23 protein-coding genes are annotated in these 24,303 nt (G+C 57.2%); 11 read left to right on the top strand and 12 right to left on the bottom strand.

The window, feature by feature from the left end:
- Positions 1-60: 60 nt before the first annotated feature.
- From PU683_RS18360 to PU683_RS18350, 3 genes are all read left to right on the top strand, one after another.
- Positions 61-1,971 (top strand): BglG family transcription antiterminator, encoded by a 1,911-nt coding sequence (locus PU683_RS18360; protein ID WP_277173939.1) that lies wholly within the window; start codon positions 61-63, stop codon positions 1,969-1,971.
- A gap of 78 nt (positions 1,972-2,049) precedes the next feature.
- Positions 2,050-2,292, top strand: coding sequence for a type II toxin-antitoxin system RelB/DinJ family antitoxin (locus PU683_RS18355; protein ID WP_277173938.1), 243 nt, complete (start codon positions 2,050-2,052; stop codon positions 2,290-2,292).
- Positions 2,282-2,566 carry a type II toxin-antitoxin system RelE family toxin gene (locus tag PU683_RS18350; protein ID WP_277173937.1) on the top strand — a complete coding sequence of 95 codons (285 nt, stop codon included), beginning with the start codon at positions 2,282-2,284 and terminating at the stop codon, positions 2,564-2,566. Before PU683_RS18355 ends, PU683_RS18350 begins: the two co-directional genes overlap by 11 nt.
- Before the next feature lie 5 nt (positions 2,567-2,571).
- Here PU683_RS18350 and nrdG read toward each other — a convergent pair whose 3' ends face one another.
- From nrdG to treR, 3 genes are all read right to left on the bottom strand, one after another.
- The gene (nrdG, locus tag PU683_RS18345; RefSeq protein ID WP_277173936.1) at positions 2,572-3,036 is read right to left on the bottom strand and encodes an anaerobic ribonucleoside-triphosphate reductase-activating protein; all 465 of its coding nucleotides are present in this window, start codon (positions 3,034-3,036) and stop codon (positions 2,572-2,574) included.
- A gap of 439 nt (positions 3,037-3,475) precedes the next feature.
- On the bottom strand, positions 3,476-5,611 hold the full coding sequence (gene nrdD / locus PU683_RS18340; protein WP_277173935.1) for an anaerobic ribonucleoside-triphosphate reductase: 2,136 nt from the start codon (positions 5,609-5,611) through the stop codon (positions 3,476-3,478).
- A 347-nt stretch (positions 5,612-5,958) separates the two neighbouring features.
- Positions 5,959-6,903 (bottom strand): trehalose operon repressor TreR, encoded by a 945-nt coding sequence (gene treR / locus PU683_RS18335; RefSeq protein WP_277173934.1) that lies wholly within the window; start codon positions 6,901-6,903, stop codon positions 5,959-5,961.
- A gap of 193 nt (positions 6,904-7,096) precedes the next feature.
- Here treR and mgtL point away from each other — a divergent pair, with 193 nt between their 5' ends.
- The 3 genes from mgtL (at position 7,097) to PU683_RS18325 (ending at position 12,686) form a co-directional block, all read left to right on the top strand.
- Complete coding sequence (gene mgtL / locus PU683_RS22475) at positions 7,097-7,147, top strand: mgtA regulatory leader peptide MgtL (RefSeq protein ID WP_431190968.1); 51 nt, start codon at positions 7,097-7,099, stop codon at positions 7,145-7,147.
- 138 nt (positions 7,148-7,285) lie between these two features.
- Positions 7,286-9,994, top strand: a complete 2,709-nt coding sequence (mgtA, locus tag PU683_RS18330; RefSeq protein WP_431190951.1) for a magnesium-translocating P-type ATPase — start codon at positions 7,286-7,288, stop codon at positions 9,992-9,994.
- A gap of 307 nt (positions 9,995-10,301) precedes the next feature.
- A complete protein-coding gene (locus tag PU683_RS18325; protein WP_277173933.1) occupies positions 10,302-12,686 on the top strand; it encodes a beta-N-acetylhexosaminidase in 2,385 nt (794 codons plus the stop codon).
- A 161-nt stretch (positions 12,687-12,847) separates the two neighbouring features.
- Here the strand turns inward: PU683_RS18325 and ridA are convergent, their stop codons facing one another.
- The 4 genes from ridA to PU683_RS18305 form a co-directional block, all read right to left on the bottom strand.
- Positions 12,848-13,234, bottom strand: coding sequence for a 2-iminobutanoate/2-iminopropanoate deaminase (gene ridA, locus PU683_RS18320; protein WP_277173932.1), 387 nt, complete (start codon positions 13,232-13,234; stop codon positions 12,848-12,850).
- A gap of 75 nt (positions 13,235-13,309) precedes the next feature.
- Positions 13,310-13,771, bottom strand: coding sequence for an aspartate carbamoyltransferase regulatory subunit (pyrI, locus tag PU683_RS18315; protein ID WP_277173931.1), 462 nt, complete (start codon positions 13,769-13,771; stop codon positions 13,310-13,312).
- 13 nt (positions 13,772-13,784) lie between these two features.
- On the bottom strand, positions 13,785-14,720 hold the full coding sequence (gene pyrB / locus PU683_RS18310) for an aspartate carbamoyltransferase (RefSeq protein WP_277173930.1): 936 nt from the start codon (positions 14,718-14,720) through the stop codon (positions 13,785-13,787).
- Positions 14,713-14,859, bottom strand: coding sequence for a pyrBI operon leader peptide (locus PU683_RS18305; RefSeq protein ID WP_223284269.1), 147 nt, complete (start codon positions 14,857-14,859; stop codon positions 14,713-14,715). The genes pyrB and PU683_RS18305 overlap by 8 nt, the downstream gene beginning before the upstream one ends.
- A gap of 251 nt (positions 14,860-15,110) precedes the next feature.
- Between PU683_RS18305 and PU683_RS18300 the strand changes: the two genes are divergently transcribed.
- Positions 15,111-15,563: a YhcH/YjgK/YiaL family protein gene (locus tag PU683_RS18300; protein WP_277173929.1), complete on the top strand. Its 453-nt coding sequence runs from the start codon at positions 15,111-15,113 to the stop codon at positions 15,561-15,563.
- A 33-nt stretch (positions 15,564-15,596) separates the two neighbouring features.
- Here the strand turns inward: PU683_RS18300 and argF are convergent, their stop codons facing one another.
- Together argF and argL are read right to left on the bottom strand one after the other, a co-directional pair.
- A complete protein-coding gene (argF, locus tag PU683_RS18295; protein ID WP_277173928.1) occupies positions 15,597-16,601 on the bottom strand; it encodes an ornithine carbamoyltransferase in 1,005 nt (334 codons plus the stop codon).
- Positions 16,571-16,666 carry a putative translational regulatory protein ArgL gene (gene argL, locus PU683_RS22470; protein WP_431190967.1) on the bottom strand — a complete coding sequence of 32 codons (96 nt, stop codon included), beginning with the start codon at positions 16,664-16,666 and terminating at the stop codon, positions 16,571-16,573. Before argL ends, argF begins: the two co-directional genes overlap by 31 nt.
- Positions 16,667-16,763: 97 nt before the next feature.
- Between argL and rraB the strand changes: the two genes are divergently transcribed.
- Genes rraB through PU683_RS18280 form a run of 3 tightly spaced genes read left to right on the top strand, consistent with a single transcriptional unit; the run spans position 16,764 to position 18,836 of the window.
- Positions 16,764-17,189, top strand: a complete 426-nt coding sequence (gene rraB / locus PU683_RS18290; RefSeq protein WP_277173927.1) for a ribonuclease E inhibitor RraB — start codon at positions 16,764-16,766, stop codon at positions 17,187-17,189.
- A 46-nt stretch (positions 17,190-17,235) separates the two neighbouring features.
- Positions 17,236-17,994 (top strand): tRNA isopentenyl-2-thiomethyl-A-37 hydroxylase MiaE, encoded by a 759-nt coding sequence (gene miaE, locus PU683_RS18285; RefSeq protein ID WP_277173926.1) that lies wholly within the window; start codon positions 17,236-17,238, stop codon positions 17,992-17,994.
- Between the two features lie 20 nt (positions 17,995-18,014).
- A complete protein-coding gene (locus PU683_RS18280; RefSeq protein ID WP_277173925.1) occupies positions 18,015-18,836 on the top strand; it encodes a topoisomerase II in 822 nt (273 codons plus the stop codon).
- Positions 18,837-18,864: 28 nt separating this feature from the next.
- Here PU683_RS18280 and PU683_RS18275 read toward each other — a convergent pair whose 3' ends face one another.
- The gene (locus PU683_RS18275) at positions 18,865-19,368 is read right to left on the bottom strand and encodes a GNAT family N-acetyltransferase (RefSeq protein ID WP_277173924.1); all 504 of its coding nucleotides are present in this window, start codon (positions 19,366-19,368) and stop codon (positions 18,865-18,867) included.
- Between the two features lie 191 nt (positions 19,369-19,559).
- Here PU683_RS18275 and PU683_RS18270 point away from each other — a divergent pair, with 191 nt between their 5' ends.
- The gene (locus PU683_RS18270) at positions 19,560-20,762 is read left to right on the top strand and encodes a YjgN family protein (protein ID WP_277173923.1); all 1,203 of its coding nucleotides are present in this window, start codon (positions 19,560-19,562) and stop codon (positions 20,760-20,762) included.
- A gap of 125 nt (positions 20,763-20,887) precedes the next feature.
- Here the strand turns inward: PU683_RS18270 and PU683_RS18265 are convergent, their stop codons facing one another.
- Together PU683_RS18265 and holC are read right to left on the bottom strand one after the other, a co-directional pair.
- Positions 20,888-23,743, bottom strand: coding sequence for a valine--tRNA ligase (locus tag PU683_RS18265; protein WP_277173922.1), 2,856 nt, complete (start codon positions 23,741-23,743; stop codon positions 20,888-20,890).
- Positions 23,743-24,186 carry a DNA polymerase III subunit chi gene (gene holC / locus PU683_RS18260; protein ID WP_277173921.1) on the bottom strand — a complete coding sequence of 148 codons (444 nt, stop codon included), beginning with the start codon at positions 24,184-24,186 and terminating at the stop codon, positions 23,743-23,745. The genes PU683_RS18265 and holC overlap by 1 nt, the downstream gene beginning before the upstream one ends.
- Positions 24,187-24,303: the final 117 nt, after the last annotated feature.

Here is a 24,303-nt window from a genome sequence, read left to right as displayed (position 1 = left end):
GGCCTGATTTACCGGCCAGGCTTCAGCGCCCTCCGGCACTTTTAACCATGAGGTAACGACGTGCGATTCCCGAACCAACGTTTAGCGCAACTCTTCAGCCTGCTGCAAAACGAGACGCTGCCGCAGGATGAGCTGGCGCAGCGGCTGTCGGTCTCCACGCGTACCGTCCGCGCCGATATCAGCGCGCTGAATGCGCTGCTGGAGAACCACGGCGCGCAGTTTATCCTGAGCCGCGGCAGCGGCTACCAACTGAAGGTGCTGGATGCCGCGCTTTACCATACGCTGCAGGCGACGCGCCCGCGCGCGCTGCGCATTCCGCGTACCGGGCCGGAGCGGGTGCACTATCTGGTGGTGCGTTTTCTTACCTCGGCCTTCTCCCTCAAGCTGGAGGATCTGGCGGACGAGTGGTTTGTCAGCCGCGCCACGCTGCAAAACGATATGACCGAGGTGCGCGAGTGGTTCTCCCGCTACCGACTGACGCTGGAGACCCGCCCGCGCCACGGCATGAAGCTCTTCGGCAGCGAGATGGCGCTGCGCGCCTGTCTCACCGATCTGCTGTGGGAGCTGGCGCAGCACAATGCCCATAATCCGCTGATTACCGAAGATGCGCTCAACGCGGGCGTGCCGGAGGCGCTGGCACCGTTTCTGCACGACTGTTTTAACCGCTACCATATTCGTCTCACCGATGAGGGCGATCGCTTTATTCAGCTCTACTGCGCCGTTGCCGTGCGGCGTATCAGCGAAGGGTTTCCGCTCTCGGAGTTCACCGCTGACGATGGTGATGAGCAGGTGCACCACGCCGCGCGTGATATCGCCAGTGCGTTGCAGCAGCTGGCGGGCAAACCACTGGCGGAAGCGGAAGAGCACTGGCTGCGGGTGCATATCGCCGCCCGCCGGGTGCAGGATCCGGCGCCCAGCGCCATCAGTGCCGATGATGATGAAACGCTGGTGAACTACATTCTTGGCTATATCAACACGCACTATAACTACAACCTGCAGGGCGACGCGCAGCTGCATGCCGACCTGCTGACCCATATCAAAACCATGATCACCCGCGTGCGCTACCAGATCATGATCCCTAACCCCTTGCTGGATAATATAAAACAGCACTACCCAATGGCGTGGGATATGACACTGGCGGCGGTATCAAGCTGGGGAAAATATACGCCCTATACCATCAGCGAAAACGAGATCGGTTTTCTGGTGCTGCATATCGGCGTCGGGCTGGAGCGGCACTACAACGTCGGCTATCAGCGCCAGCCGCGCGTGCTGCTGGTGTGCGATGCCGGGAATGCCATGGTGCGGATGATTGAGGCGGTGCTGGCGCGCAAATATCCGCAAATCGTGATTACCCGCACCGTGACGCTGCGCGACTACGAGCAGTGCGACACGCTGGCGGAGGATTTTGTTATCTCTACCGCGCGCATCAGCGAAAAAGATAAACCGGTGGTGACGATTGCGCCATTCCCCAGCGACTATCAGCTGGAGCAGATTGGCAAACTGGTGCTGGTGGACCGCACCCGCCCGTGGATGCTGAAGAAGTATTTTGACGCCGCGCACTTTCGCATTATCGACGAGGCGATGGATCAGCAAACCCTGTTCCGCACCCTCTGTGCTGAGTTGCAGCAGGAGGGCTTTGTCGATGGCGAGTTCCTCGATTCAGTGGTGGAGCGCGAAGCGATTGTCAGCACCCTGCTCGGCGAAGGTATCGCGCTGCCGCACGCCCTGGGCCTGCTGGCGAAGAAAACCGTGGTTTATACCGTGCTGGCCCCGCAGGGCATCGTCTGGGGCGATGAGACGGCGCACGTCATCTTTTTACTGGCGATCAGCAAAAGCGAGTATGAAGAGGCGATGGCCATCTACGATATTTTTGTCACCTTCCTGCGCGAGCGTGCCACCGCGAGGCTCTGCGCCTGCGCCGATTTTGAGACCTTTCAACGCGTGGCGATGGCCTGCGTAAGCCGGTTTTGAGAGTTGTTATCCAAAAACAAATGTAATGCCAATGTAATGCTATATTGCATTACACATTCCCACGTGCCCGGAGGCATAATGGCAACGCTCAATGTTCGACTGGATGACAAGCTCAAAGAGGAGGCCTGGAAAGTGCTGGAGAAACTCGATATTACGCCCACTGAAGCGGTGCGCCTGCTGTTTCAGTACGTCGCCGAGAATGGCCGAATGCCGGTTAAAACCGTCACGGTGAGCGAAGACGAAGCGGCACTGCTGGAGGTGGTCAGAGAGCGCCTGACGAACCCGCAAAAAGGGATCAAGGTCAGGCTTGATGATCTATGAGCTGGCGTTTGATCCGCGCGCGTTGAAAGAGTGGAACAAACTGGGCGAGACGGTTCAGGCGCAGTTTAAAAAGAAGCTCTCGGAGGTGCTGGTTCAGCCGAGAGTTGAAAAGGCCCGGCTGCATGGCTTGCCGGATTGCTACAAGATAAAGCTTCGTGCCTCCGGCTATCGGCTGATTTACCAGGTCAAAGACAACGTGGTGACGGTGTTTGTCGTGGCGATCGGTAAACGTGAAAAAGAGGCTGCTTATCACAGCGCTGAACATCGCCTGTAACCCCCTCACCGCAAATAGTGCACTACCTGATTGCTGCTACCGCGCCAGATCAGCATTGGGTCTTTCAGATCCTGCATAAACTTGCCGTCGATCAGCACATTAATCAGATCCACAACCTCCTGCTGCGCGGCGCTTAGCTCACCGATTTGGTAGCCGGTCCACACCCAGATATCCTTGCCGGGGCACTCGGTGCGGATGCGCTTCACCAGCTTTAAAATATCAGGCACGTTTTGCGGATGGAGTGGATCGCCGCCGGAGAGCGAGATCCCCTGGCGCTTGATGCGCGTGTCGTTGAGATCGGCGATGATCCGATCCTCCATCGCCTGGGTAAACGGCACACCTGAGTTGAGCCGCCAGGTGCTTTTGTTGTAGCAGCCGGGGCACTCATGCACGCAGCCGGAGACAAACAGGGTGCAGCGGGTTCCTGGGCCGTTGACGATGTCGACGGGGTAGTATTGATGATATTTCATTTTCGCTTTGCACTTGACGCCATAACTGTGTTGGCTGCTCTCACTCACCCGGGTCACTTACTTATGTAAGCTCCCCGGGATTCCTTCGTTTGCCGCCTTGTTATGACGCCAATTGCTTTGCGAACTCGCTTCCTGCCTGACGCCATAACTGTGTTGGCTGCTCTCACTCACCCGGGTCACTTACTTATGTAAGCTTTCCGTGATTGCTTCGTTTGCCGCCTCGTTATGACGCCAATTGCTTTGCGAACTCGCTTCCTGCCAGACGCCATAACTGTGTTGGTTGCTCTCACTCACCCGGGCACTTACTTATGTAAACTCCCCGGGATTCCTTGTGCCGACGCCCATTTTTCGCGAAAGCGTCTCTGAGTGACTTTGCAAAAACCTCTATGGGCGCAATCGCAGGCCCGATAAGCGTAGCGCTATCGGGCACATCGCTGGCCTAACCCATCTGCCCATTACCGAGGTGTTTCACGCGGCGTTTTACTTCTTCTTGCTTGCCAGCGTTGAACGGACGCGCGTCCGGGCTGCCGAGATAACCGCACACGCGGCGGGTAACCGATACGCGGGAGGCGTCATGGTTGCCGCATTTCGGGCAGGTAAAACCCTTGCTGGTGCAGGCAAACTCGCCGGTGAAACCGCACTCATAACACTCGTCAATTGGCGTATTGGTGCCGTAATAGGGCACATGCTGGTAGCTGTAATCCCACACATCCTCCAGCGCGCGCAGGTTGTGCTGAATGTTCGGATACTCCCCGTAACAGATAAACCCGCCGCTGGCTAATGGCGGATAGGGCGCTTCAAAGTCAATTTTGTCGTATGGGTTCACCTTCTTCTCCACGTCGAGGTGGAAGCTGTTGGTGTAATACCCTTTATCGGTCACGCCATCGATCACGCCAAAATCGGCAGTATCGATGCGGCAGAAGCGGTCGCAGAGGTTTTCGCTCGGCGTGCTGTAGAGGCTGAAACCGTAGCCGGTCTCCTCTTTCCACTGATCCACCGCCTGGCGCAGACGCTCAACAATCTTCACCCCTTTCGCGCGCAGGGTTTCGCTGTCGTAGATATGTTGATTGCCGGAAAGGGCATTGATGGTCTCATGAATGCCGATATAGCCCAGCGAGATCGACGCGCGGCCATTTTTAAAAATCGGTGCAATATCGTCGTCGGCTTGCAGTCGCACTCCGCATGCACCCTCCATATAGAGGATCGGCGCCACGCGCGCTTTTACCCCTTCGAGGCGGGCGATGCGGGTCATCAGCGCTTTACGCGCCAGCGCTAAGCGGCTATCCAGTAGTTTCCAGAAAGCGGCCTCATCCCCTTTCGCTTCCAGCGCAATGCGCGGCAGGTTCAGGCTGATAACGCCAAGGTTGTTACGCCCGTCGTGGATCTGCTCACCGTTCTCTTCATACACGCCGAGGAAGCTGCGGCAGCCCATCGGTGTTTTAAACGAGCCGGTCACTTTCACCACCTGGTCATAGTTGAGAATATCCGGATACATACGCTTGCTCGCGCACTCCAGCGCCAGCTGTTTGATGTCGTAATTCGGGTCGCTGAACTTATGATTCAGCCCGTCGCGAATGGCGAACACCAGTTTCGGGAATACCGCAGTTTTGCGGTTTTTACCCAGCCCGGCGATGCGGTTACGCAGAATTGACTGCTGGATCAGCCGCGATTCCCAGCTGGTACCGAGGCCAAACCCGAAGGTGACAAACGGCGTCTGGCCGTTGGCGGTATGCAGCGTATTGACTTCATACTCCAGCGACTGAAACGCGTCGTAGCACTCCTTCTCGGTGCGCGAGCGGGCGTAGCCGTCGGCGTCCGCGATCTGCCACTCATTCGCCACTTTGCGATGTTTTTCAAAGCTTTCAGTCACAAACGGCGCCAGCACTTCATCAATGCGGTTGATGGTGGTGCCGCCATAAATATGGCTGGCGACCTGAGCGATAATCTGCGCGGTGACCGCCGTGGCGGTCGAGATCGATTTCGGCGGTTCAATCTCCGCATTGCCCATCTTAAAGCCGTGGGTCAGCATCCCTTTCAGGTCGATCAACATGCAGTTGAACATCGGGAAGAAGGGCGAGTAGTCGAGATCGTGGTAGTGAATTTCGCCGCGCTCATGGGCCTGCACAACATCGCGGGGCAGCAGGTGCTGGCGGGCGTAGTGTTTAGCGACAATCCCCGCCAGCAGGTCGCGCTGGGTCGGGATCACTTTACTGTCTTTATTGGCATTCTCGTTAAGCAGCGCCGAGTTGGTCTGCTCCACCAGGCCACGGATCTCCTGGTTCAGGCGGCCACGCTTTTCGCGGGCGATATCGCGGTCGTGACGGTACTCAATATAGGCGCGCGCCAGCTGCTTGTAAGGGCCGGACATCAGCTGATTTTCAACCGCGGTCTGGATTTCGCTGATATCGACCTGCGCGCGATGCTGCATCTGGTTACTAATAACTGCTGCGACGGTGGCGCAATAGTCTGCGTCATCGACTCCCGCTGCGGTTGCGGCGCGCCAGATTGCCTCCTGGATTCGCGCTGAGTTGAAAGGCACTTTACAGCCATCTCGTTTCATCACATGCGGTGTCATGATCACTTCCTTCTGCAAAACAGGTTATCCACACGATAAAGACGCCCCATCGGTTGGTTATTCATTATTAAAACCAATAAGTTCGTCCCGTTCTGGCCCCGATTATCCACAGAATGACGTGCATTCCGGGCGGTAGGTTTGTTCGAATAGTAGTCGATAACTACAACATGTAGGGCCGGTGGGCATTCTAATTTCTATATATAGTGATTTGCATCAAAGATGTTTGCTTCTTTTTTGACTCAGAACAAAGTAAAAATCTGACGCTACGGCGGGCGGGGAATTCAGAGGAGCTATAAAATTTAACGCTTTCATTATGCTTAAAAATGCATCAAAAAAGCGTATGAATGTTAAACCAGACGGGCTGGGATCACATGCTGGCGCAGGGCGTCAGCGTCGGTTACCTGGGCGATCAGCTGCGTGGCCGCCTGAAGGCCGGCTTCGGCGTAGCCCGGATCGACGGTAAGGATCTCAGGGTGGAGAAAACTGATAAGCGAGGTATTGCCGACGCTGGCGAGCTGAAGGGTGATACGCCGCTCCTGCAGATATTTGCTGGCGCCCAGAGCCAGGCTGTCGCTGGCGCAGAGCAGCGCCGTGGTTTCGGGCATCAGCACCTGCGCCACGTGATCGTAGCCCGGCTGCATACCAAGGCCGGGCAGCACCGCGCGCGGCGTCAGATGATGCTGGCGGCAGAACGCCTCATATGCCTGGTGGCGACGCTTGCCAGTGGTGACGTCGCTGTGCGGGACGCCAATAAAACTGATGTTGCGGTGGCCCTCTGCGTAGAGCTTCGCCATCAGCAGTTCAATGGCGCCCTCATCGTCATAGCTGACGGATGAAAAGCCGCTGACATCCCGCGCCATCAGCACCAGCGAGTCGCGCCAGGCGGCAAGCAGGCAGGGCGTAATTCCGGTAAAGCCGAACAGCACCACGCCATCGATATTACGCTGGCTCAACATCTGCAAATGCTCCGCCACCAGCTCCGGTTTGAAACGGCTCTCCATCATGATTGGGTCGTAGCCCTGCTCATAAAAGGCCGGCAGCATGGTTTGCACCGCCAGGTTTTCGGCGCGGGAATCGAGCCGCGTCACGATAATAGCCACCACTTTATCACTCTGCCCGCGCATGGCGCGCGCGGAGCGGGAAGGGGAGAAGCCGTGCTGATTCACCACCGCCGCCACCCGTTCGCGCGTCTGCTGGCTGACGCCATTTTCATTATTCAGCACGCGCGAGACGGTCGATTTTCCCACGCCGCTTAAACGCGCGATGTCATTAATGGTCAGCCGGTTTGGCATGCAGTACTCCTGATACTGGCGATGGGGGTTGGCAGAGTCAGAAAGTGTTGCACTCCAAAGCGAATAACAACAATGAGTAAAGTCTGGTTTATCCCTGCGCGCCGTGAGTCGCGGTACGTATACGTTCGGTTTACGTTTTGGGGTATATGATACCGCTGCGTAATCATTCCCTTTAACCCTTACCGGAGGCGATATGGATCCCGATCCCACCCCTCATCCCCGATGGAGAAGACCCTTCCGGTAAGCCCGCCTCTGCTGCCTTACCGGATGTGTAAGGCAGCGACGTCATATCGTCCCTGCCCGCGTTATTAACACCTGCTGGTGCGGCGTTGTCGCGCCCGTAGTCAAAGCACCCGCGTGAGGCGGGGGCAAGGACATCGCTATGCTGAAAAATATGACCCGGCAGCTTTTTGCTCGCCTGAACCGCCACTTACCGCGCCGCCTGGTCGCGCGCGATCCGCTTCCCGGCGTGCGTAGCGTCACCCAGGGCGAGATCCCGCCCTCAATGAGTGAGCGCTGCCTGCAAACTGCGCTGATGGATCAGGCGCAGCTGTGGGAAACCTTTAACAGTCACCCGGAGGGGTTAAACGCGCAAGAGGTACGGCTGGCGCGGGAGATCCACGGCGAAAACCTCATTCCGGCGCAGAAACCGTCGCCGTGGTGGGTGCATCTCTGGCTCTGCTACCGCAACCCGTTCAACCTGCTGCTCACCGTGCTCGGCATCATCTCCTATGCCTCGGAAGATCTCTTTGGCGCAGGGGTGATCGCGCTGATGGTGGCGATCTCAACGCTGCTGAACTGGTTGCAGGAGGCGCGCTCGACCAAAGCGGCGGATGCGTTAAAAGCGATGGTGACCAACACCGCGACGGTGAGGCGCGTGGTCAATGATACCGGCGAGAGCGACTGGTGCGAGCTGCCGATCGATCAACTGGTGCCGGGCGATATCGTCAAACTCTCTGCCGGGGATATGATCCCGGCAGATCTGCGCATTGTGCAGGCGCGGGATCTCTTTGTCGCTCAGGCGTCCCTGACCGGTGAATCACTGCCGGTTGAGAAGAGCGCCATCACCCGCCAGGTGGCGCAGAGCAACCCGCTGGAGTGCGACACCCTCTGCTTTATGGGCACCAACGTCGTGAGCGGCACGGCGCAGGCGCTGGTGATTGCCACCGGCGGCCAGACCTGGTTCGGACAGCTCGCCAGCCGCGTCGGCGAGCAGGAGAGCGAACCGAACGCCTTTCAGAAGGGTATCGGCCGCGTCAGCCTGCTGCTGATCCGCTTTATGCTGGTGATGACGCCCATCGTGCTGTTGATTAACGGTTTTACCAAAGGCGACTGGTGGGAAGCGGCGCTGTTTGCCCTCTCTGTCGCCGTTGGGCTGACCCCGGAGATGCTGCCGATGATTGTCACCTCGACGCTGGCGCGCGGCGCGGTGAAGCTGTCGAAACAGAAGGTGATAGTCAAACACCTCGACGCCATTCAGAACTTTGGCGCGATGAATATTCTCTGCACCGATAAAACCGGCACACTGACGCAGGACAAGATCGTGCTTGAGAACCACACCGATATCAGCGGCAGAGTGAGCGAGCGGGTGCTGCACTGCGCATGGCTCAATAGCCATTATCAGACCGGCCTGAAAAACCTGCTTGATACCGCGGTGCTGGATAGCGTCGAGGCGGAGATGGCGCAAACGCTCGCCGCGCAGTGGCGTAAAGTGGATGAGATCCCGTTTGATTTCGAACGCCGCCGTATGTCGGTGGTAGTGGCGCAGGATGCAGGCGCACACCAGCTGATCTGTAAAGGGGCGCTCAGCGAGATGCTCAACGTCTGTGCCCATGTGCGCTACAACGGCGAGATTGTGCCGCTGGATAACAGCATGTTGCGGCGCATTGAGCGCGTAACCAGCACCCTCAACCGCCAGGGATTGCGGGTGGTGGCGGTGGCGACCAAATATCTGCCCGCACGCAGCGGCGACTATCAGCGTATTGATGAGTCGGATCTGATCCTTGAGGGGTATATCGCCTTTCTCGATCCGCCAAAAGAGAGCACTGCCCCGGCGTTGAAGGCGCTGAAAGCCAGCGGTATCACCGTCAAAATCCTCACCGGCGACAGCGAACTGGTTGCCGGCAAAGTGTGTCACGAAGTGGGGTTAGCGGTGAGCGATGTGCTGATTGGCAGCGAAATCGAACGTATGAGCGACAACGAGCTGGCACACGTGGCGCAGCATGTCACGCTGTTTGCCCGCCTGACGCCGATGCACAAAGAGCGCATTGTGCGCCTGCTGAAACGCGAAGGGCACGTGGTGGGCTTTATGGGTGACGGTATTAACGATGCGCCAGCCCTGCGCGCTGCGGATATTGGTATCTCGGTGGATGGCGCAGTCGATATCGCCCGTGAAGCGGCGGATATTATCCTGCTGGAGAAGAGCCTGATGGTGCTGGAGCAGGGGGTTATCGAAGGGCGTCGTACCTTTGCCAATATGCTCAAGTACATCAAAATTACCGCCAGCTCGAACTTCGGTAATGTCTTTAGCGTGCTGGTGGCCAGCGCGTTTCTGCCCTTTCTGCCGATGCTGCCGCTGCACTTGCTGATTCAGAACCTGATTTATGATGTTTCGCAGGTGGCGATCCCATTTGATAACGTCGACGAGGAGCAGATCGCCAAACCGCAGCGCTGGAATCCCGCCGATCTCGGGCGTTTTATGGTCTTTTTCGGCCCAATTAGCTCCATTTTCGACATTATTACCTTTGCCGTAATGTGGTGGGTATTTAAGGCGAACAGCGTCGAGGCGCAAACCCTGTTCCAGTCCGGCTGGTTTGTGGTGGGCGTGCTGTCGCAAACGCTGATTGTGCATATGATCCGTACCCGCCGCGTGCCGTTTATTCAGAGCCGTCCCGCCTGGCCGCTGGTAGCGATGACGCTGATGGGCATCTGCGTCGGCATTGCGCTGCCCTTCTCACCGCTGGCGGGCTACCTGCAGTTACAGGCTCTGCCGCTCGGGTATTTCCCGTGGCTGGTGGCGATCCTGGCGGGGTATATGATCCTGACCCAGTGCGTGAAGGGGATTTTTTACCGCCGTTACGGCTGGCAATAGCGCGAATAAGTGCCGGATGGCGCTGCGCTTATCCGGCCTACGCCGTTTCAGTGACATGGTTTTTTGTAGGCCTGATAAGGCGAAGCCGCCATCAGGCATTTCGCCGGAGAGCGATGCGCGGGCTGTTTGCCGGATAGCGCTTTGCTTATCCGGCCTCCGGGGCGGTGCTGTTTGTCGGGGGGATGTGACCGGGCATTTCTCTTAAATGAACCGGCGTGTGATCGCCGTCGGGCCGCGCGCTTGACGGTGAAAATGTGTGCATGTTACCTGAGTGTTTTGCTTCGCTCTCCCCGCTTAAGGAACCTGCATGTTACGTTACAGCCTCTTGTCCGCCGGACTGCTGCTCGGCTTCTCTGCCCTTGCCGCGCCGGCGGGCGATCTCCCGTTAATGCCCTGGCCTGCCAGCGTGACGCGTCCGGCGGAGCAGGGCGCGCTGGTATTAAATAATCAACTGACCATCCGCGTCAGCGGCGACGATGCCGACGAGATCATCACCCAACTACGCCAGCGTATCGCGCGGCAAACTGGCTGGACGCTGCAGCCGCAGGCGGCAAATCCACCGAATGCCACGATTACGATCGCCATTGCCCACAAGGCAGCACCGATTCCGGCGCTGGAGAGCGATGAACGCTATACGCTGACTATTGACAGCAGTGGCGCAAGCATTGCGGCCAACACCCGCTTCGGCGCACAGCGCGGTATCGAGACGCTGCTTCAGCTTCTGCAAAACAGTGCCGAACAGACCCAGCTCCCCTGGGTGACTATCGAGGATGCGCCGCGCTTCCCGTGGCGCGGGCTGCTGCTTGATTCAGCACGTCACTTTATTCCCGTTGAGGACATAAAACGGCAAATTGACGGTATGGCGGCGGCAAAGCTCAATGTGCTGCACTGGCATCTGACCGACGATCAGGGCTGGCGGTTTGCCTCAACGCGCTACCCGAAATTGACCCAGCTTGCGAGCGACGGGCTTTACTACAGTCAAGCGCAGATGCGCGAGGTTGTGCGTTATGCGGCGGCGCGCGGCATTCGCGTGGTGCCGGAGTTGGATATGCCAGGCCACGCTTCCGCGATTGCGGTTACCTACCCGGAGCTGCTGAGCGCGCCGGGGCCGTATGCCATGGAGCGCCACTGGGGGGTACTGAAACCGGTACTTGATCCAACAAAAGAGGCGACCTACGCCTTTGCAGAGGCGATGGTGAGCGAACTGGCGGCGATCTTCCCGGATGCCTACCTGCATATCGGCGGCGATGAAGTGGACGATACGCAGTGGAAAAACAACCCGCGAATTCAGCAATTCATGCGCGATCATCAGCTCAAAGATAGCCACGCGCTGCAGGCCTACTTCAACCGCAAGCTGGAGAAGATCCTCGAAAAACATCACCGCCAGATGGTCGGCTGGGATGAGATCTTCCACCCGGATCTGCCGAAAAGTATTGTGATCCAATCCTGGCAGGGGCAGGACGCGCTGGGCGAGGTGGCGAAGCAGGGCTACAAAGGCATTCTCTCTACCGGTTTTTATCTCGATCAACCGCAATACACTGCCTATCACTATCGCAATGAGATCGTGCCGCAGGGGTTAAATGGCGTGGATGAGATTGGCGATAATGACAGCGCGCAGAGCTGGTCATTCTCCATGCCGCGCCTGAAAGGCAGCCCGGTTGAAGGCAGTTTTACGCTGGTGAAAGGCGACGAGGGATGGCGAGGGTTTATTGATTTCAAAGGCAAATCCCGCCGCGCGGTGGAGAGTATCAGCTGGCGTAGCGACGATCAGGTGACCTTTACCGTCGACAGCTGGATGGGCGAGACGCGCCCGGTGGTCACCCTTGCAGGCGATAAATTGAGCGGCTATTTCCTGCTGGGCAATGTGCGTTACCCCATTAGCGGCGCGCGGCTGGAAACGGTGCCAGAAGGGATCGCGCCGGTGGTGCCGGATGGCGCGCAGCAGGCGAATCTGCTCGGCGGTGAAGCGGCGCTGTGGGCGGAAAATGTCGCGGCGCCGGTACTGGATATCAAGCTGTGGCCGCGCGTTTTTGCGGTGGCGGAGCGTTTGTGGTCGGCACAGGATGTCAACGACAGCGAGAATATGTATAGGCGTTTGCAGGCTGTCGATAGCTGGTCCGCGGTCTCGGTTGGCCTGCAGCAGCATAGCCAGCAACTGATGCAGTTCACCCGACTGGCGAACAGCGCCGATACCGTGCCGCTGCAAATCCTCGCCCAGGCCCTTGAGCCTGCGCACTATTACACGCGTCAGCACCTGAAGTTTCAGGCGGGAAACTATCATCAGTTTGAGCCGCTTAACCGTCTCGCGGATGCGCTGTTTGCCGAGAGCAGCACGGTGCGGCAGATGAACCAGTGGGCGGATCGGCTGATTAGCGACGCGGAGGATAACGCCAGCGCTGCGGCGTTGCGCCACCTGTTTACGCGCTGGCAAAACAATACCAGCGATGCGCTCACGCTCTGCGAGGCGAACTACTCGCTGAAAGCGATAAAACCGCTGGTGCAGGAGGTCGACAAACTGGCGGCAATTGGCCTGCGTTTAACCGATCTCGTCGCCCGTCAGGGAACGCTTGATGATAAGGAGATTGCTTCAATTCAGCGTGAACTGGATAGCGCGGCGCAGGTGCAGGATGAAGTGGTGATTGCGGCAGTCTATCCGCTGGAAAAACTGCTGCGCGCGACGGTTAACCGCTAGATAGCGTGCTGCATGGCTTGATCTGTTTGCCGGATGGCGCTGCGCTTATCCGGCCTACGCCGTTTCAGTGACATGGGTCCCAGGCCTGATAAGGCGCTGTTTCGTAGGCCTGATAAGGAGCAGCCGCCATCATGCAGGAGTGCTGATGGCGGCGGTAAGCATTAACGACGCACGGCGATGGCTTCGATTTCGATTTTCACATCTTTCGGCAGGCGGGCCACTTCGACACAGGAGCGCGCCGGGAAGGAGGCGTTATGCTCGGTGAAAAAGGCTTCGTAGGTGGCGTTAACGGTGGCGAAATCGTTGAGATCTTTGACGAAAACGGTGGTTTTCACGACGTCGCCCACGCTCAAACCAGCCGCTTCAACGATCGCTTTCACATTCTCCAGCGACTGACGCGCCTGCGCGTCGATCGCATCCGGCACGCTGCCGGTTTTCGGATCGACCGGGATCTGACCGGACGTCAGGATCATACTGCCGAGATCGACGGCCTGCACATAGGGACCAATCGCGGCTGGCGCGTTTTCCGTAGCGATAACTTTAGTCATAAATCACTCCTGTAATCTGCGGTAAAAGGGATGCCGTTCCATTATAGGGAGGGCACCTGGCTTTACCAGCCGCAATTAGCTGGCCAGCACCACGTGGTGCGAGAACTCTTTTTCACAATATTTGCACTTCAGCGTGATCTCATTTTCGCGCTTTTTCACCGCAAAACTCGACGAAACCGGCTCGGCGTGGCTGATGCAGTTGCTGTTCGGGCAGGTCAACACGCCGCTGATGCGCTCCGGCAGGCTGGGTCGCGATTTACCCACGACTTCATACTCATCAATGCGGTTTACCGTCGCCTGCGGTGCATAGAGCGCCAGCTGGTTCACCTGCTCATCGGTCAGAAAGGTATTCTCAATTTTAATCAGATCCTTGCGGCCCATTTCACCGGAAGGCAGATTCAGACCGATGGTGATGCGCTGATCGGTTTCCGTCAGCTTAAACAGCGTCAGCAGTTTAAAACCGATGCGCGCCGGAATATGGTCAATCACGGTGCCACGTTTGATGGCTTCGACCTGAAGTTTGTTGTCATGCGTCATTGTCGTTTCCCTCTTACAGAGCCAAATCGCGATTCAGAACCAGCGCCAGCAGCGCCTGGCGGGCGTAAATACCGTTCCCGGCCTGCTGGAAGTACCAGGCGTGCGGGGTTTTATCAACATCGGTGGTGATCTCATCGACGCGCGGTAGAGGATGCAGCACTTTCATATTGCTACGCGCGCCCTCAAGGTCCGCGGCGCGCAGCACAAACTGCGCTTTGACGTTGGCGTATTCTGAAGGGTCGAGGCGCTCCTTCTGTACCCGCGTCATATAGAGAATATCGACCTCGGCCATCACCTCGTCGATGCTGGCATGCAGGCTCCAGGCGATCCCTTTTTCGTCAAGCATATCGAGGATGTACTGCGGCATCGCCAGCGCGTCCGGGGCGATAAAGTAGAAGCGGTTTCCGGTGAATTTCGCCAGCGCCTGCGCCAGTGAGTGCACGGTACGGCCATATTTCAGGTCGCCCACCATCGCGATATTGAGATTCTCCAGCCGACCCTGGGTCTCCTGGATAGTGAAGAGATCCAGCAGCGTCTGCGTCGGATGCTGATTCGCACCGTCGCCCGCGTTGAGGATCGGAATGCCGCCGGAGAACTCCGTCGCCAGGCGCGCCGCGCCCTCCTGCGGGTGGCGCATCACAATCGCATCGACGTAGGTGCCAATCACCGAAATGGTGTCCGCCAGCGTTTCACCCTTCTTGCCGAGCGAGGTATTGCTGCTGTCGGAGAAGCCAACCACGCTGGCGCCCAGGCGGTGCATCGCGGTTTCAAAGGATAAACGCGTGCGGGTGGAGGCTTCAAAGAAGCAGCTGGCAATCACCTTATGCTTCAGCAGCTCCGGCTGCGGGTTAGCTTTCAGGCTCGCCGCCGTGTGGAGTACCTGTTCAAGTTCTTCGCGGCTGAGATCGTTTATGGAAATGATATGTTTCTGATATAGCGGATTAGCCATGGTTATCTCCTGACGACGGCGCAAAAAAAAGCCCCTCAAAAGAGGGGCTGGATATAGGGTAAGCCACGGGAGCGAAAAACGGCAGGCCGGCGCCTGTATTCAGACGCGGTAAGAGAGACTCTCGAACACACTGGACCATGCTTCCTCCCGGCAAATTGTCCCGGATTATACGCAGCTGTTTTCACGGATCAAGCGTTTGATGCACACTTTACGCAGTGCAAACGGTTCTCTATGAATAGTAATGCGTTTTTAATGCCGCTTATGCGCCCGCGGCTCGTCAGAGTTGAAATATGCGTTAACGCAAAACTCAGGCAGATAGGGGTAGCAGGCGCGGGGGAATCCCCGTATAAATGGTGTAAATGAAACGCTGTTTTAATTGAGGGTTTAGCAATGATCGTTGGCAATATTCACCATTTACAACCCTGGCTGCCGGCAGAGCTGCGTCAGGCAATCGAGCATATCAGGCAGCACGTCAACGCCGAGACGCCGGTTGGCAAACATGAGATTGACGGCAGCCGCCTTTTTTATCTCGTGTCGGAAGATATGACGCAGCCCTTTGCGGAGCGCCGCGCCGAGTACCACGCACGCTATCTGGATATCCAGATTGTTTTAAAAGGCGAAGAGGGGATGACCTTCAGCACGCAGCCTGCGGGCGCGCCGGATACCGACTGGCTGGCGGATAAAGATATCGCCTTTTTGCCGCAGGGCGAGCAGGAGAAAACCGTAGTGCTGAGCGCCGGCGATTTTGTCGTCTTCTACCCGGGCGAAGTGCATAAACCACTCTGCGCGGTCAACACGCCCGCGCAGGTGCGCAAAGTGGTGGTTAAGCTGCTGGTGGCCTGAGGGTGCCCCTCTCTGCGAGGAGAGGGGAACGCGTTACTCGCTGAGCGTGGCGACCATCACCGCTTTGATGGTGTGCATGCGGTTTTCTGCCTGATCAAACACCACGCTTGCCCGCGATTCGAACACCTCATCCGTCACTTCCATGCCGCCGTGCAGACCGAACTCTTGCGCCATCTGCTTGCCAAGCACGGTCTGATCATCATGAAACGCCGGCAGGCAGTGAAGAAACTTCACCTGCGGGTTGCCGGTCAGCGACAACATTTTGCTGTTGACCTGGTAGGGGCGCAGCAGGGCGATGCGCTCCGCCCACTTCTCTTTCGCTTCGCCCATCGATACCCAGACATCGGTGTAGATAAAGTCCGCATCTTTCACGCCGGCAGCAACATCTTCGGTGAGCAGGATATTGCCGCCATTTTTCACCGCCTGCGCCTGGCACTCGGCTACCAGGCTCGCCTCTGGCCAGCAGGCTTTCGGTGCCACAAGGCGCAGATCAAGACCGACCAGCGCGGCGGCCTCCAGCATCGAGTTACCCATGTTGTTACGCGCATCGCCCGCATAGACCAGCGTCATCTGGTTAAAAGCTTTGCCCGGCAGGTGCTCGCGCATGGTGAGCAGATCCGCCAGCAGCTGCGTGGGGTGAAACTCATCGGTTAAGCCGTTCCACACCGGCACGCCCGCATAGCGCGCCAGGGTTTCAACAATCTCCTGGCCGTAGCCGCGATACTGAATGCCGTCATACATCCGGCCCAGCACGCGCGCGGTATCCTTAATTGACTCTTTATGCCCGATTTGACTACCGCTTGGGCCGAGGTAGGTGACGCGAGCGCCCTGGTCGTAAGCGGCAACTTCGAAAGAGCATCGTGTACGGGTAGAGTCTTTTTCGAAGATGAGCGCGATGTTTTTGCCGGTAAGTTTCTGGAATTCCTGGCCTTTTTTCTTGTCTGATTTGAGTTGCGCGGCAAGTTGCAGCAGAGCGTGGATTTCAGCAGGGGTAAAATCGAGCAGTTTCAGAAAATGTTTCTGGTAAAAAGATGACATTTTTTCCTCACATGGCGAATGCCACTTATTGAATTAAAATTCAATCTATATGTATGAATATTCATTTGCAACCCTGATGGATAAATCTTTTCGGCGAAGAGTGGAGGCAATGGCAGCGGTGTGTGACAATAAGAGTATCTGCCACTTTGATGAGGAACGACCATGGCAAACCCGGAACACCTGGAAGAGCAGCGCGAAGAGACGCGTTTGATTATTGAAGAGCTGCTGGAAGATGGCAGCGATCCTGATGCGCTCTACACCATTGAGCATCACCTGTCGGCAGATGATTTCGAAACGCTGGAAAAAGCGGCCGTTGAAGCCTTCAAACTCGGCTACGAAGTGACCGAGCCGGAAGAGCTGGAGCTGGAAGGGGGCGAAGTGGTGATCTGCTGTGACGTGCTGAGCGAAAGCGCGCTGAATGCCGATCTGATCGACGCGCAGGTTGAGCAGCTGATCAATCTGGCAGAGAAATTCGACGTTGAGTACGACGGTTGGGGCACCTACTACGAAGACCCGAACGGCGAAGAGGGCGACGACGAAGACGACGAAGATTACGTTGACGAAGAAGATGACGGTGTCCGTCACTAAGTGAACGTTGCGGCAGCCCCGCGCTGCCGCAAAGCAAGGAAATGCCATGGATTACCCGCAACTACTCGCCCCGGTTCGCGCTTTTCTGCACTGCCCAACTCCCCCCGCCTGGATAGAAAAAGCCCGTCAGCCCGAGATGCTGCCGCTGCTGCTTACGGATCATCTGGTCTGCGAACTGAAGGCCGCACAAACCGCCATGCTGCTGGTGCGCCGCTACGTTGCCGATAAAACCGGCTCAGAGGCGCTGCTGGCCTGGCTGAAGCCCTATGAAGCATTCACCTTCCGCGAAGGCCCCGAGCCCGACTTTGTCGCCCTGCATAAGCAGATCGGCAAAAGCGTGATGCCGCAAACCGATGATGCCTGGGGCCAGGCGCTGATCGATAGCATGGTGCTGCTGATCAAAGAGGAGCTGCACCACTTCTGGCAGGTGCGCGAAGCGATGCTCGCCCGCAACATTCCCTATGTCAAAATCACCGCCAGCCGTTATGCCAAAGGGATGCTGAAAGAGGTTCGCACTCATGAACCGCTGACATTGGTCGATAAATTAATTTGCGGTGCCTATATCGAAGCGCGCTCCTGTGAACGCTTCGCCGCACTTGCGCCGTATCTTGATGCGGATTTGCAAAAATTTTACCTGTCGCTCCTGCGCTCGGAAGCGCGCCACTATCAGGATTACCTTGCGCTGGCGCAGCAGATTTCGGCCACCGATATTGCGCCGCGCGTGCGTCATTTCGGCGAAGTAGAGGCGGCGCTGATTAGCTCACCGGATGCGGAGTTCCGTTTTCACAGCGGCGTACCGGCCTGATTTGAGATCAAAGGAAAAAAATGAACTGGACACATATGCTGATGGCGGGCTACGCCGGGATGGCGATCGCCGTGGTCGCCAGCCTGCTGCGTAAAAAAGGGTGGCTGAGCAAAGGCAGCGCGATCGTGCTGGTGGTAGTGTTTATCGCCCTGTGGAACGTGATCGATATTAAATATTTGCAGGGAGAGAAGTTAGCCCAGACCGCGGATGAGAAGTTTGACGCAACGGTGCAGCAGATCCCGGCGTGGAAGTTTATCGCCGAGCACGATCCCGCCCTGATGGCGAAACTGCGTGCGCAGGTGATGGTGATGATGAAAGAGGGGGCGAATGAGCAGAAAGTGATCGACGCCATTCAGCCGCAGATCCTCGCAGTGCAGATGGAGCGTTTGCAGTTTGCGCCGGACGATCTGGTGGTCGCCGAAATGCGCGTAATGATGGAGCAGGCCGCCGAAATCCAGGCGAAGAGCGATGATGCCTGTTTTCGCTTCCAGTATCCGGCGGTAAAAGGGGGCATCAACCCGGTGCGCTTTATCTCCCCGGAGATGTTAAAGCGCCGCCTCGATACCGAAGCCGCAATGCTTAACGCCTCTTATGGTCCGAATAAACATACGGTAACCGCCGAAGAGCGCGCCAACGCGCAGCGGGATATCGCTACGGTGGTGCAGCCGATGGCGCAGAAGTATGGTCAGGATCTGCAACTGCTGGATGCGCCGCAAAATGCCATCGGCAAAGAGAAGCTGGTCTGCGATATGCTGCAACAGCTTTGGGGAGATGTACTGGCGTTACCGCCGCAGAAAGCTGCCGCAATTGTACGGCTGGTGCTGGCGACGGAAGAGCAGTAATGGCGCAGGCCGAAGCGCCCGCAGCCGACTAGAGCGTTTTTAACATCCGCACTTCGCAATCGACGTGTCCGGTGCAGCCCAGCGGGCCGTCGATATGCGTAAACCCCAGATGCTCATACAGACCGATAGCGTCGGTTAAAAAGGCAGTGGTCTCTAAATAGCAGCGCGTGAAGCCGCTTTTTTTTGCGTGATCGAGCGCCATCAGCGCCAGCTTTTTCGCCAGCCCCTGGCCGCGCGCGCAGGGCAGAAAATACATCTTTTGCAGTTCGCAGATATCCGGCTCGCTGCACTTCAAGGGTGCCACGCCGCCGCCGCCCACCACCTCGCCATTCAATTCAACGATCCAGTAAGCACAGCCTTCGCGGCTATATAACTGATAAAGCTCGTCCAGTTCAGGATCGGCCACGGTGTAGCCTTTATCGGCCGTCAGGCCATATTCGGCTGACACCTGACGGATCACCGAGGCGATAGCCGCATTATCTGTCGCGGCAATGCGGCGCATTTTGACCTCTACCGGCGCGGTTACATTCATTTTCGCACTCTGTCTGTTGCTTTTTCGGGGATCCTGGTTAATACCACTACAGGGCGCATCTGGCAAGACCAGGAATATTGGGCGCTATTTTTTTGACCGTAAGGTATTTACACTGCACAGTGGAGATAATTCTTAAGCAATATTGCTGTGGTTAACTCCGTTAGCACCTCTTTTTTACAATAAGGATTGTTATGACTTCCGAAATTCATGCTTCTGTGGCGGCACCTGCGCGCCATTTCCGCTTTCAGGGTAGCGGAAAAGGCTATTTCGTTGTTTGGCTGGTCAATATTCTGCTGACCTTAATAACACTGGGGATTTATTTGCCGTGGGCGTTAATTCGCGCGCGTCGTTATTTCTACGAAAACACCGATCTGGAGGGCGCGCGTTTCTCTTATCATGCGACCGGGCGTTCAATTTTCGTGGGCTGGCTCTGCTTGCTGGCGTTATATGTGATTTTTTTAATCAACATCGTGCATCAGAACACGCTTCTGCAGCTCTGCATGATGGGCTTATTTATTCTCTTCTTCCCGTGGTTAATTACGCAGGGTCTGCGTTATCAGATGCTGATGACCGAGATTAATGGTGTGCGCTTCAATTTTTACGCCAGCCCGCTGCGTGCGTGGTGGGTGATGATGGGCTGCCCGCTGCTGATTATCATCGCCACCGTGGTTATTTTCTCGCTGTTTACCTCTTCGGCGGTCAGCGCGGGCTCTTATGCTGCCACTTTCACCCTGATCGCTATTGGTTCACTGGTATTACTGCTGGGCATTGCCGTGATGCAGGGGGTATTTGCCGCGCAGTGGTTTGGCATGCTGGTTAATAATTTGCAGTACAGCAAATTAAAATTCTCCGGCAACTTCTCAATGAAGAAATGCATCACCATCGTGGTGCTGTCGATGCTGCTGTTTATTCCCTTTATTGCGCTGGTAATGGTAATGATTGTGCCGTCGATGATAACGATGATGCAGGCCGCTTATATGGTGCAGGGCGACCCTGAACAGATGGCAATGATGATGGGGCCGCTCTACGGCAAAATCATTCTGAGCTACCTGATCTATATTTTTGGCGCGGTGGTCTGCTTTACTTTCGCTTTCGTCAAGCTGCGCGCTTATCTCTACAGCCAGCTGGCGCTGGAAGGTGAGATTCGCTTCTCATCCACCGTGACCGTTGGGCGCATGCTCTGGCTCTCCATCAGTAATATGGCGGTGTGCCTGGTGACGCTGTTCCTGGCGTGGCCGTGGGCGAAAGTGCGTATGACCCGCTACCTGCTGGAAAATACCCATGTGCACGGCAATCTGGAAGCGCTGACGCTGGAAGATCACGGCATTCAGCCAGCGAAAGATCCGGCCAACCTGCTGGCGCGCGGTTTGTCGTTCTATCCGGTGGCGATTTAATCCCCTGGAGAGTGCCGGATGGCGGCTTCGCCTTATCCGGCCTACAGGATGACAAAATAGCGCGGGTTATCCCGCGCCAATAAAAAAGCCGGGCGCGATGCCCGGCTTTTTTTTCGTGCTGATGATTACAGCGCGGCGATAACCGCCTGCTGCTCAATCAGCTTCGCTTTGGTCTGCGCGTAGCCGTCGAGCTTTTCACGCTCTTTGGCGATCACCGCTTCTGGCGCGCGGGCAACAAAGCCTTCGTTACCCAGCTTGCTCTCGATGCGGCCAATCTCCTGCTCGACCTTCGCCACCTCTTTCGCCAGACGCGCCAGCTCGGCCTCTTTGTCGATAAGGCCGGCCATCGGGATCAGCAGCTCAGCGCCATCAACGATCTTCGTGACCGAGACCGGCCCTTTATCGTCGGCGGAAAGCAGCGTGATGCTCTCCAGGCGCGCCAGCGTCTTCAGGAAGCTCAGGTTGTCGTTTACGCGACGCTGCGCTTCAGGGCTGGCGCTGCGCAGCAGCAGCTCAAGCGGTTTACCCGGGGCGATGTTCATCTCCGCGCGGATATTACGCACCGCAACGATCGCCTGCTTCAGCCACTCGGTATCGGCAACCGCCTGCTCATCCACCTGCGCTGCGTTAAAGGCCGGGAACGGTTGCAGCATGATGGTATCGGCATCGATGCCTTTCAGCACTTTCACGCGCTGCCAGATGGTTTCGGTGATAAACGGAATGATCGGATGCGCCAGACGCAGCAGACCTTCCAGCACCGTCACCAGCGTGTTGCGCGTGCCGCGCAGCTCCGCTTCTGAACCGCCGTTCATCACCGGCTTAGTGAGTTCCAGATACCAGTCACAGAACTGGTTCCAGGTGAACTCATAGAGAATGCCGGCTGCAATATCGAAGCGGAAATTGTCCAGCGCTTCGCGGTAGGCTTTGATGGTCTGGTTGAACTCGGCGAGGATCCAGCGATCCGCCAGCGACAGCACCATGTCGCCGCCGTTGAAGCCGCAATCCTGCTCTTCGGTGTTCATCAGCACAAAGCGGCTGGCGTTCCACAGCTTGTTACAGAAGTTACGGTAACCTTCGAGGCGCTTCATATCCCAGTTGATATCGCGACCGGTAGAGGCGAGCGCGGCGAGGGTGAAACGCAGGGCGTCGGTGCCGTGCGGCTCGATGCCGTCCGGGAACTGCTTCTCGGTGCGCTTACGGATTTTTTCCGCCAGCTGCGGCTGCATCATGTTACCGGTGCGTTTTTCCAGTAGATCCGGCAGCGAGATACCGTCAACCATATCCAGCGGATCGATAACGTTGCCCTTCGATTTCGACATCTTCTGCCCTTCATCATCGCGGATAAGACCGGTCATATAGACGGTCTTAAACGGCACCTGCGGTTTGCCGTTCTCATCTTTGATGAAGTGCATGGTCATCATGATCATGCGCGCGATCCAGAAGAAGATGATGTCGAAGCCGCTCACCATCACGCTGGTCGGGTGGAACTGACGCAGCGCGTCGGTGTTTTCCGGCCAACCGAGAGTAGAGAAGGTCCACAGCGCGGAAGAGAACCACGTGTCGAGCACGTCGTCGTCCTGGCGCAGGGCGACATCCGCAGAGAGGTTGTTCTCCTGACGTACTTCCTCTTCGCTGCGGCCAACGTAGACGTTGCCGTCGTTGTCATACCATGCCGGAATGCGGTGACCCCACCACAGCTGGCGGGAGATACACCAGTCCTGAATGTCGCGCATCCAGGAGAAGTACATGTTTTCATACTGCTTCGGCACGAACTGGATATCGCCGTTTTCGACCGCTTCAACGGCCGGTTTCGCCAGCACATCGGCGCGCACGTACCACTGATCGGTGAGCATCGGCTCGATCACCACGCCGCCGCGATCGCCATATGGGACAGTCAGGTCGTGCGGTTTGATCTCTTCCAGCAGGCCAAGGGCGTCAACGGCGGCGACGATCGCTTTACGCGCGGCAAAGCGCTCCAGCTTCTGGAACTCAGCCGGGATGTCGCTGGCGTAGACGTCAGATTCATTGCCTTTGGTGTCATACACCTCTGCACTTTCACGGATATCACCGTCAAAGGTCAGAATGTTGATCATCGGCAGGGCGTGACGACGACCCACTTCGTAGTCGTTAAAGTCGTGCGCCGGGGTGATCTTCACGCAGCCGGTGCCCTTTTCCATATCGGCGTGTTCGTCACCCACAATCGGAATGCGGCGATTCACCAGCGGCAGCAGCACGAATTTGCCAATCAGATCTTTGTAGCGCGGATCTTCCGGGTTTACCGCAACACCGGTATCGCCGAGCAGGGTTTCCGGACGGGTGGTAGCCACCACCAGGTAATCTTTACCGTCGGCGGTTTTCGCGCCGTCAGCCAGCGGGTAGCGGATGTGCCACATCGAGCCTTTGGACTCGCGGTTTTCCACTTCCAGATCGGAGATCGCGGTGCGCAGTTTCGGGTCCCAGTTTACCAGGCGTTTGCCGCGGTAAATCAGATCCTCTTTGTAGAGACGGACGAACACCTCTTTCACGGCATTGGAGAGGCCTTCATCCATGGTGAAGCGCTCGCGCTCCCAGTCCACGGAGTTGCCAAGACGGCGCATCTGGCGGGTGATGGTGCCGCCGGATTCCGCTTTCCACTGCCAGATTTTGTCGATAAAGGCATCGCGGCCGTAATCGTGGCGGGTTTTCCCCTCTTCAGCGGCAATCTTACGCTCCACCACCATCTGGGTGGCGATACCCGCGTGGTCAGTACCGGCCTGCCAGAGGGTGTTTTTCCCCTGCATGCGCTGGTAGCGGATCATGGTGTCCATGATGGTCTGCTGGAAGGCGTGGCCCATATGCAAACTGCCGGTGACGTTCGGCGGCGGGATCATGATGCAGAAGCTTTCCTGGCTTTCATCACCGTTCGGTTTGAAATAGCCCTGCTTTTCCCACTGCTCGTACAGCGGCTGTTCGATATCTTTGGGGTTGTATGTCTTTTCCATTATTTCCAGGTTGCCGTGTTCAGGTTAAAACCGGCCACGCGGTAGGCTTTATAGCGTTCGCGAGCCAGTTGTTTCAGGGAGTCTTCGTGAGGAACGAAGTCTATCACTTCTGTGAAAGCGGTGGCAAAATCTGCAAATTCCGCGCGCAGGCTGATTAAGATGTCACGCGGGCTGCTGTTACGTTTCGCCGGCCAGGCTATCTCGACCGGCGCACCGCCGCGCGGACCTTCACCGGCCAGGTTGTGCGGCACAAAACTCTCTGCCGGTCGCGCCCACAGCGCTTCATCAAGACGAATGGCCTGCTGCTCATCGACGCAGGCGATCAGCACGCGTTTGCCATGACGCCAACGTTCTGCGGCAATCTCACACACCAGCTGCTCGACGGCGCTTAAGCCATCGGCGGTGTTGTCACTGTCGAGAAGATAGAACGTCGCATTTTTCATATATGGGGCTTTTGGTTGAGGTTTTAAATGCAAAGCCCGGTGGCGCTACGCTTACCGGGCCTACGCTGTTTTGTAGGCCGGATAAGGCGCAGCCGCCATCCGGCGAACAAAGTCACA

Source organism: Candidatus Kosakonia sp. 282A-S69, from assembly GCF_029433855.1.
Taxonomy (GTDB): domain Bacteria; phylum Pseudomonadota; class Gammaproteobacteria; order Enterobacterales; family Enterobacteriaceae; genus Kosakonia; species Kosakonia cowanii_A.
Note: the sequence above shows the minus strand (reverse complement) of the source record. Positions and strands in the feature narration are given on the sequence as shown.

What these genes read in the sequence shown, in the direction of transcription:
- PU683_RS18350 (WP_277173937.1), top strand. Translation starts at nt 2,282, where the DNA reads ATGATCTATGAGCTGGCGTTTGATCCGCGCGCGTTGAAAGAGTGGAAC.
- argF (WP_277173928.1), bottom strand. Translation starts at nt 16,601, where the DNA reads ATGTCATCTTTTTACCAGAAACATTTTCTGAAACTGCTCGATTTTACC.
- pyrI (WP_277173931.1), bottom strand. Translation starts at nt 13,771, where the DNA reads ATGACGCATGACAACAAACTTCAGGTCGAAGCCATCAAACGTGGCACC.
- nrdG (WP_277173936.1), bottom strand. Translation starts at nt 3,036, where the DNA reads ATGAAATATCATCAATACTACCCCGTCGACATCGTCAACGGCCCAGGA.
- PU683_RS18275 (WP_277173924.1), bottom strand. Translation starts at nt 19,368, where the DNA reads ATGAATGTAACCGCGCCGGTAGAGGTCAAAATGCGCCGCATTGCCGCG.
- argL (WP_431190967.1), bottom strand. Translation starts at nt 16,666, where the DNA reads ATGAATATTCATACATATAGATTGAATTTTAATTCAATAAGTGGCATT.
- treR (WP_277173934.1), bottom strand. Translation starts at nt 6,903, where the DNA reads ATGCCAAACCGGCTGACCATTAATGACATCGCGCGTTTAAGCGGCGTG.
- mgtA (WP_431190951.1), top strand. Translation starts at nt 7,286, where the DNA reads ATGCTGAAAAATATGACCCGGCAGCTTTTTGCTCGCCTGAACCGCCAC.
- pyrB (WP_277173930.1), bottom strand. Translation starts at nt 14,720, where the DNA reads ATGGCTAATCCGCTATATCAGAAACATATCATTTCCATAAACGATCTC.
- rraB (WP_277173927.1), top strand. Translation starts at nt 16,764, where the DNA reads ATGGCAAACCCGGAACACCTGGAAGAGCAGCGCGAAGAGACGCGTTTG.
- PU683_RS18270 (WP_277173923.1), top strand. Translation starts at nt 19,560, where the DNA reads ATGACTTCCGAAATTCATGCTTCTGTGGCGGCACCTGCGCGCCATTTC.
- PU683_RS18265 (WP_277173922.1), bottom strand. Translation starts at nt 23,743, where the DNA reads ATGGAAAAGACATACAACCCCAAAGATATCGAACAGCCGCTGTACGAG.
- ridA (WP_277173932.1), bottom strand. Translation starts at nt 13,234, where the DNA reads ATGACTAAAGTTATCGCTACGGAAAACGCGCCAGCCGCGATTGGTCCC.
- PU683_RS18280 (WP_277173925.1), top strand. Translation starts at nt 18,015, where the DNA reads ATGAACTGGACACATATGCTGATGGCGGGCTACGCCGGGATGGCGATC.
- PU683_RS18325 (WP_277173933.1), top strand. Translation starts at nt 10,302, where the DNA reads ATGTTACGTTACAGCCTCTTGTCCGCCGGACTGCTGCTCGGCTTCTCT.
- nrdD (WP_277173935.1), bottom strand. Translation starts at nt 5,611, where the DNA reads ATGACACCGCATGTGATGAAACGAGATGGCTGTAAAGTGCCTTTCAAC.
- miaE (WP_277173926.1), top strand. Translation starts at nt 17,236, where the DNA reads ATGGATTACCCGCAACTACTCGCCCCGGTTCGCGCTTTTCTGCACTGC.
- PU683_RS18355 (WP_277173938.1), top strand. Translation starts at nt 2,050, where the DNA reads ATGGCAACGCTCAATGTTCGACTGGATGACAAGCTCAAAGAGGAGGCC.
- holC (WP_277173921.1), bottom strand. Translation starts at nt 24,186, where the DNA reads ATGAAAAATGCGACGTTCTATCTTCTCGACAGTGACAACACCGCCGAT.
- PU683_RS18300 (WP_277173929.1), top strand. Translation starts at nt 15,111, where the DNA reads ATGATCGTTGGCAATATTCACCATTTACAACCCTGGCTGCCGGCAGAG.
- PU683_RS18305 (WP_223284269.1), bottom strand. Translation starts at nt 14,859, where the DNA reads ATGGTCCAGTGTGTTCGAGAGTCTCTCTTACCGCGTCTGAATACAGGC.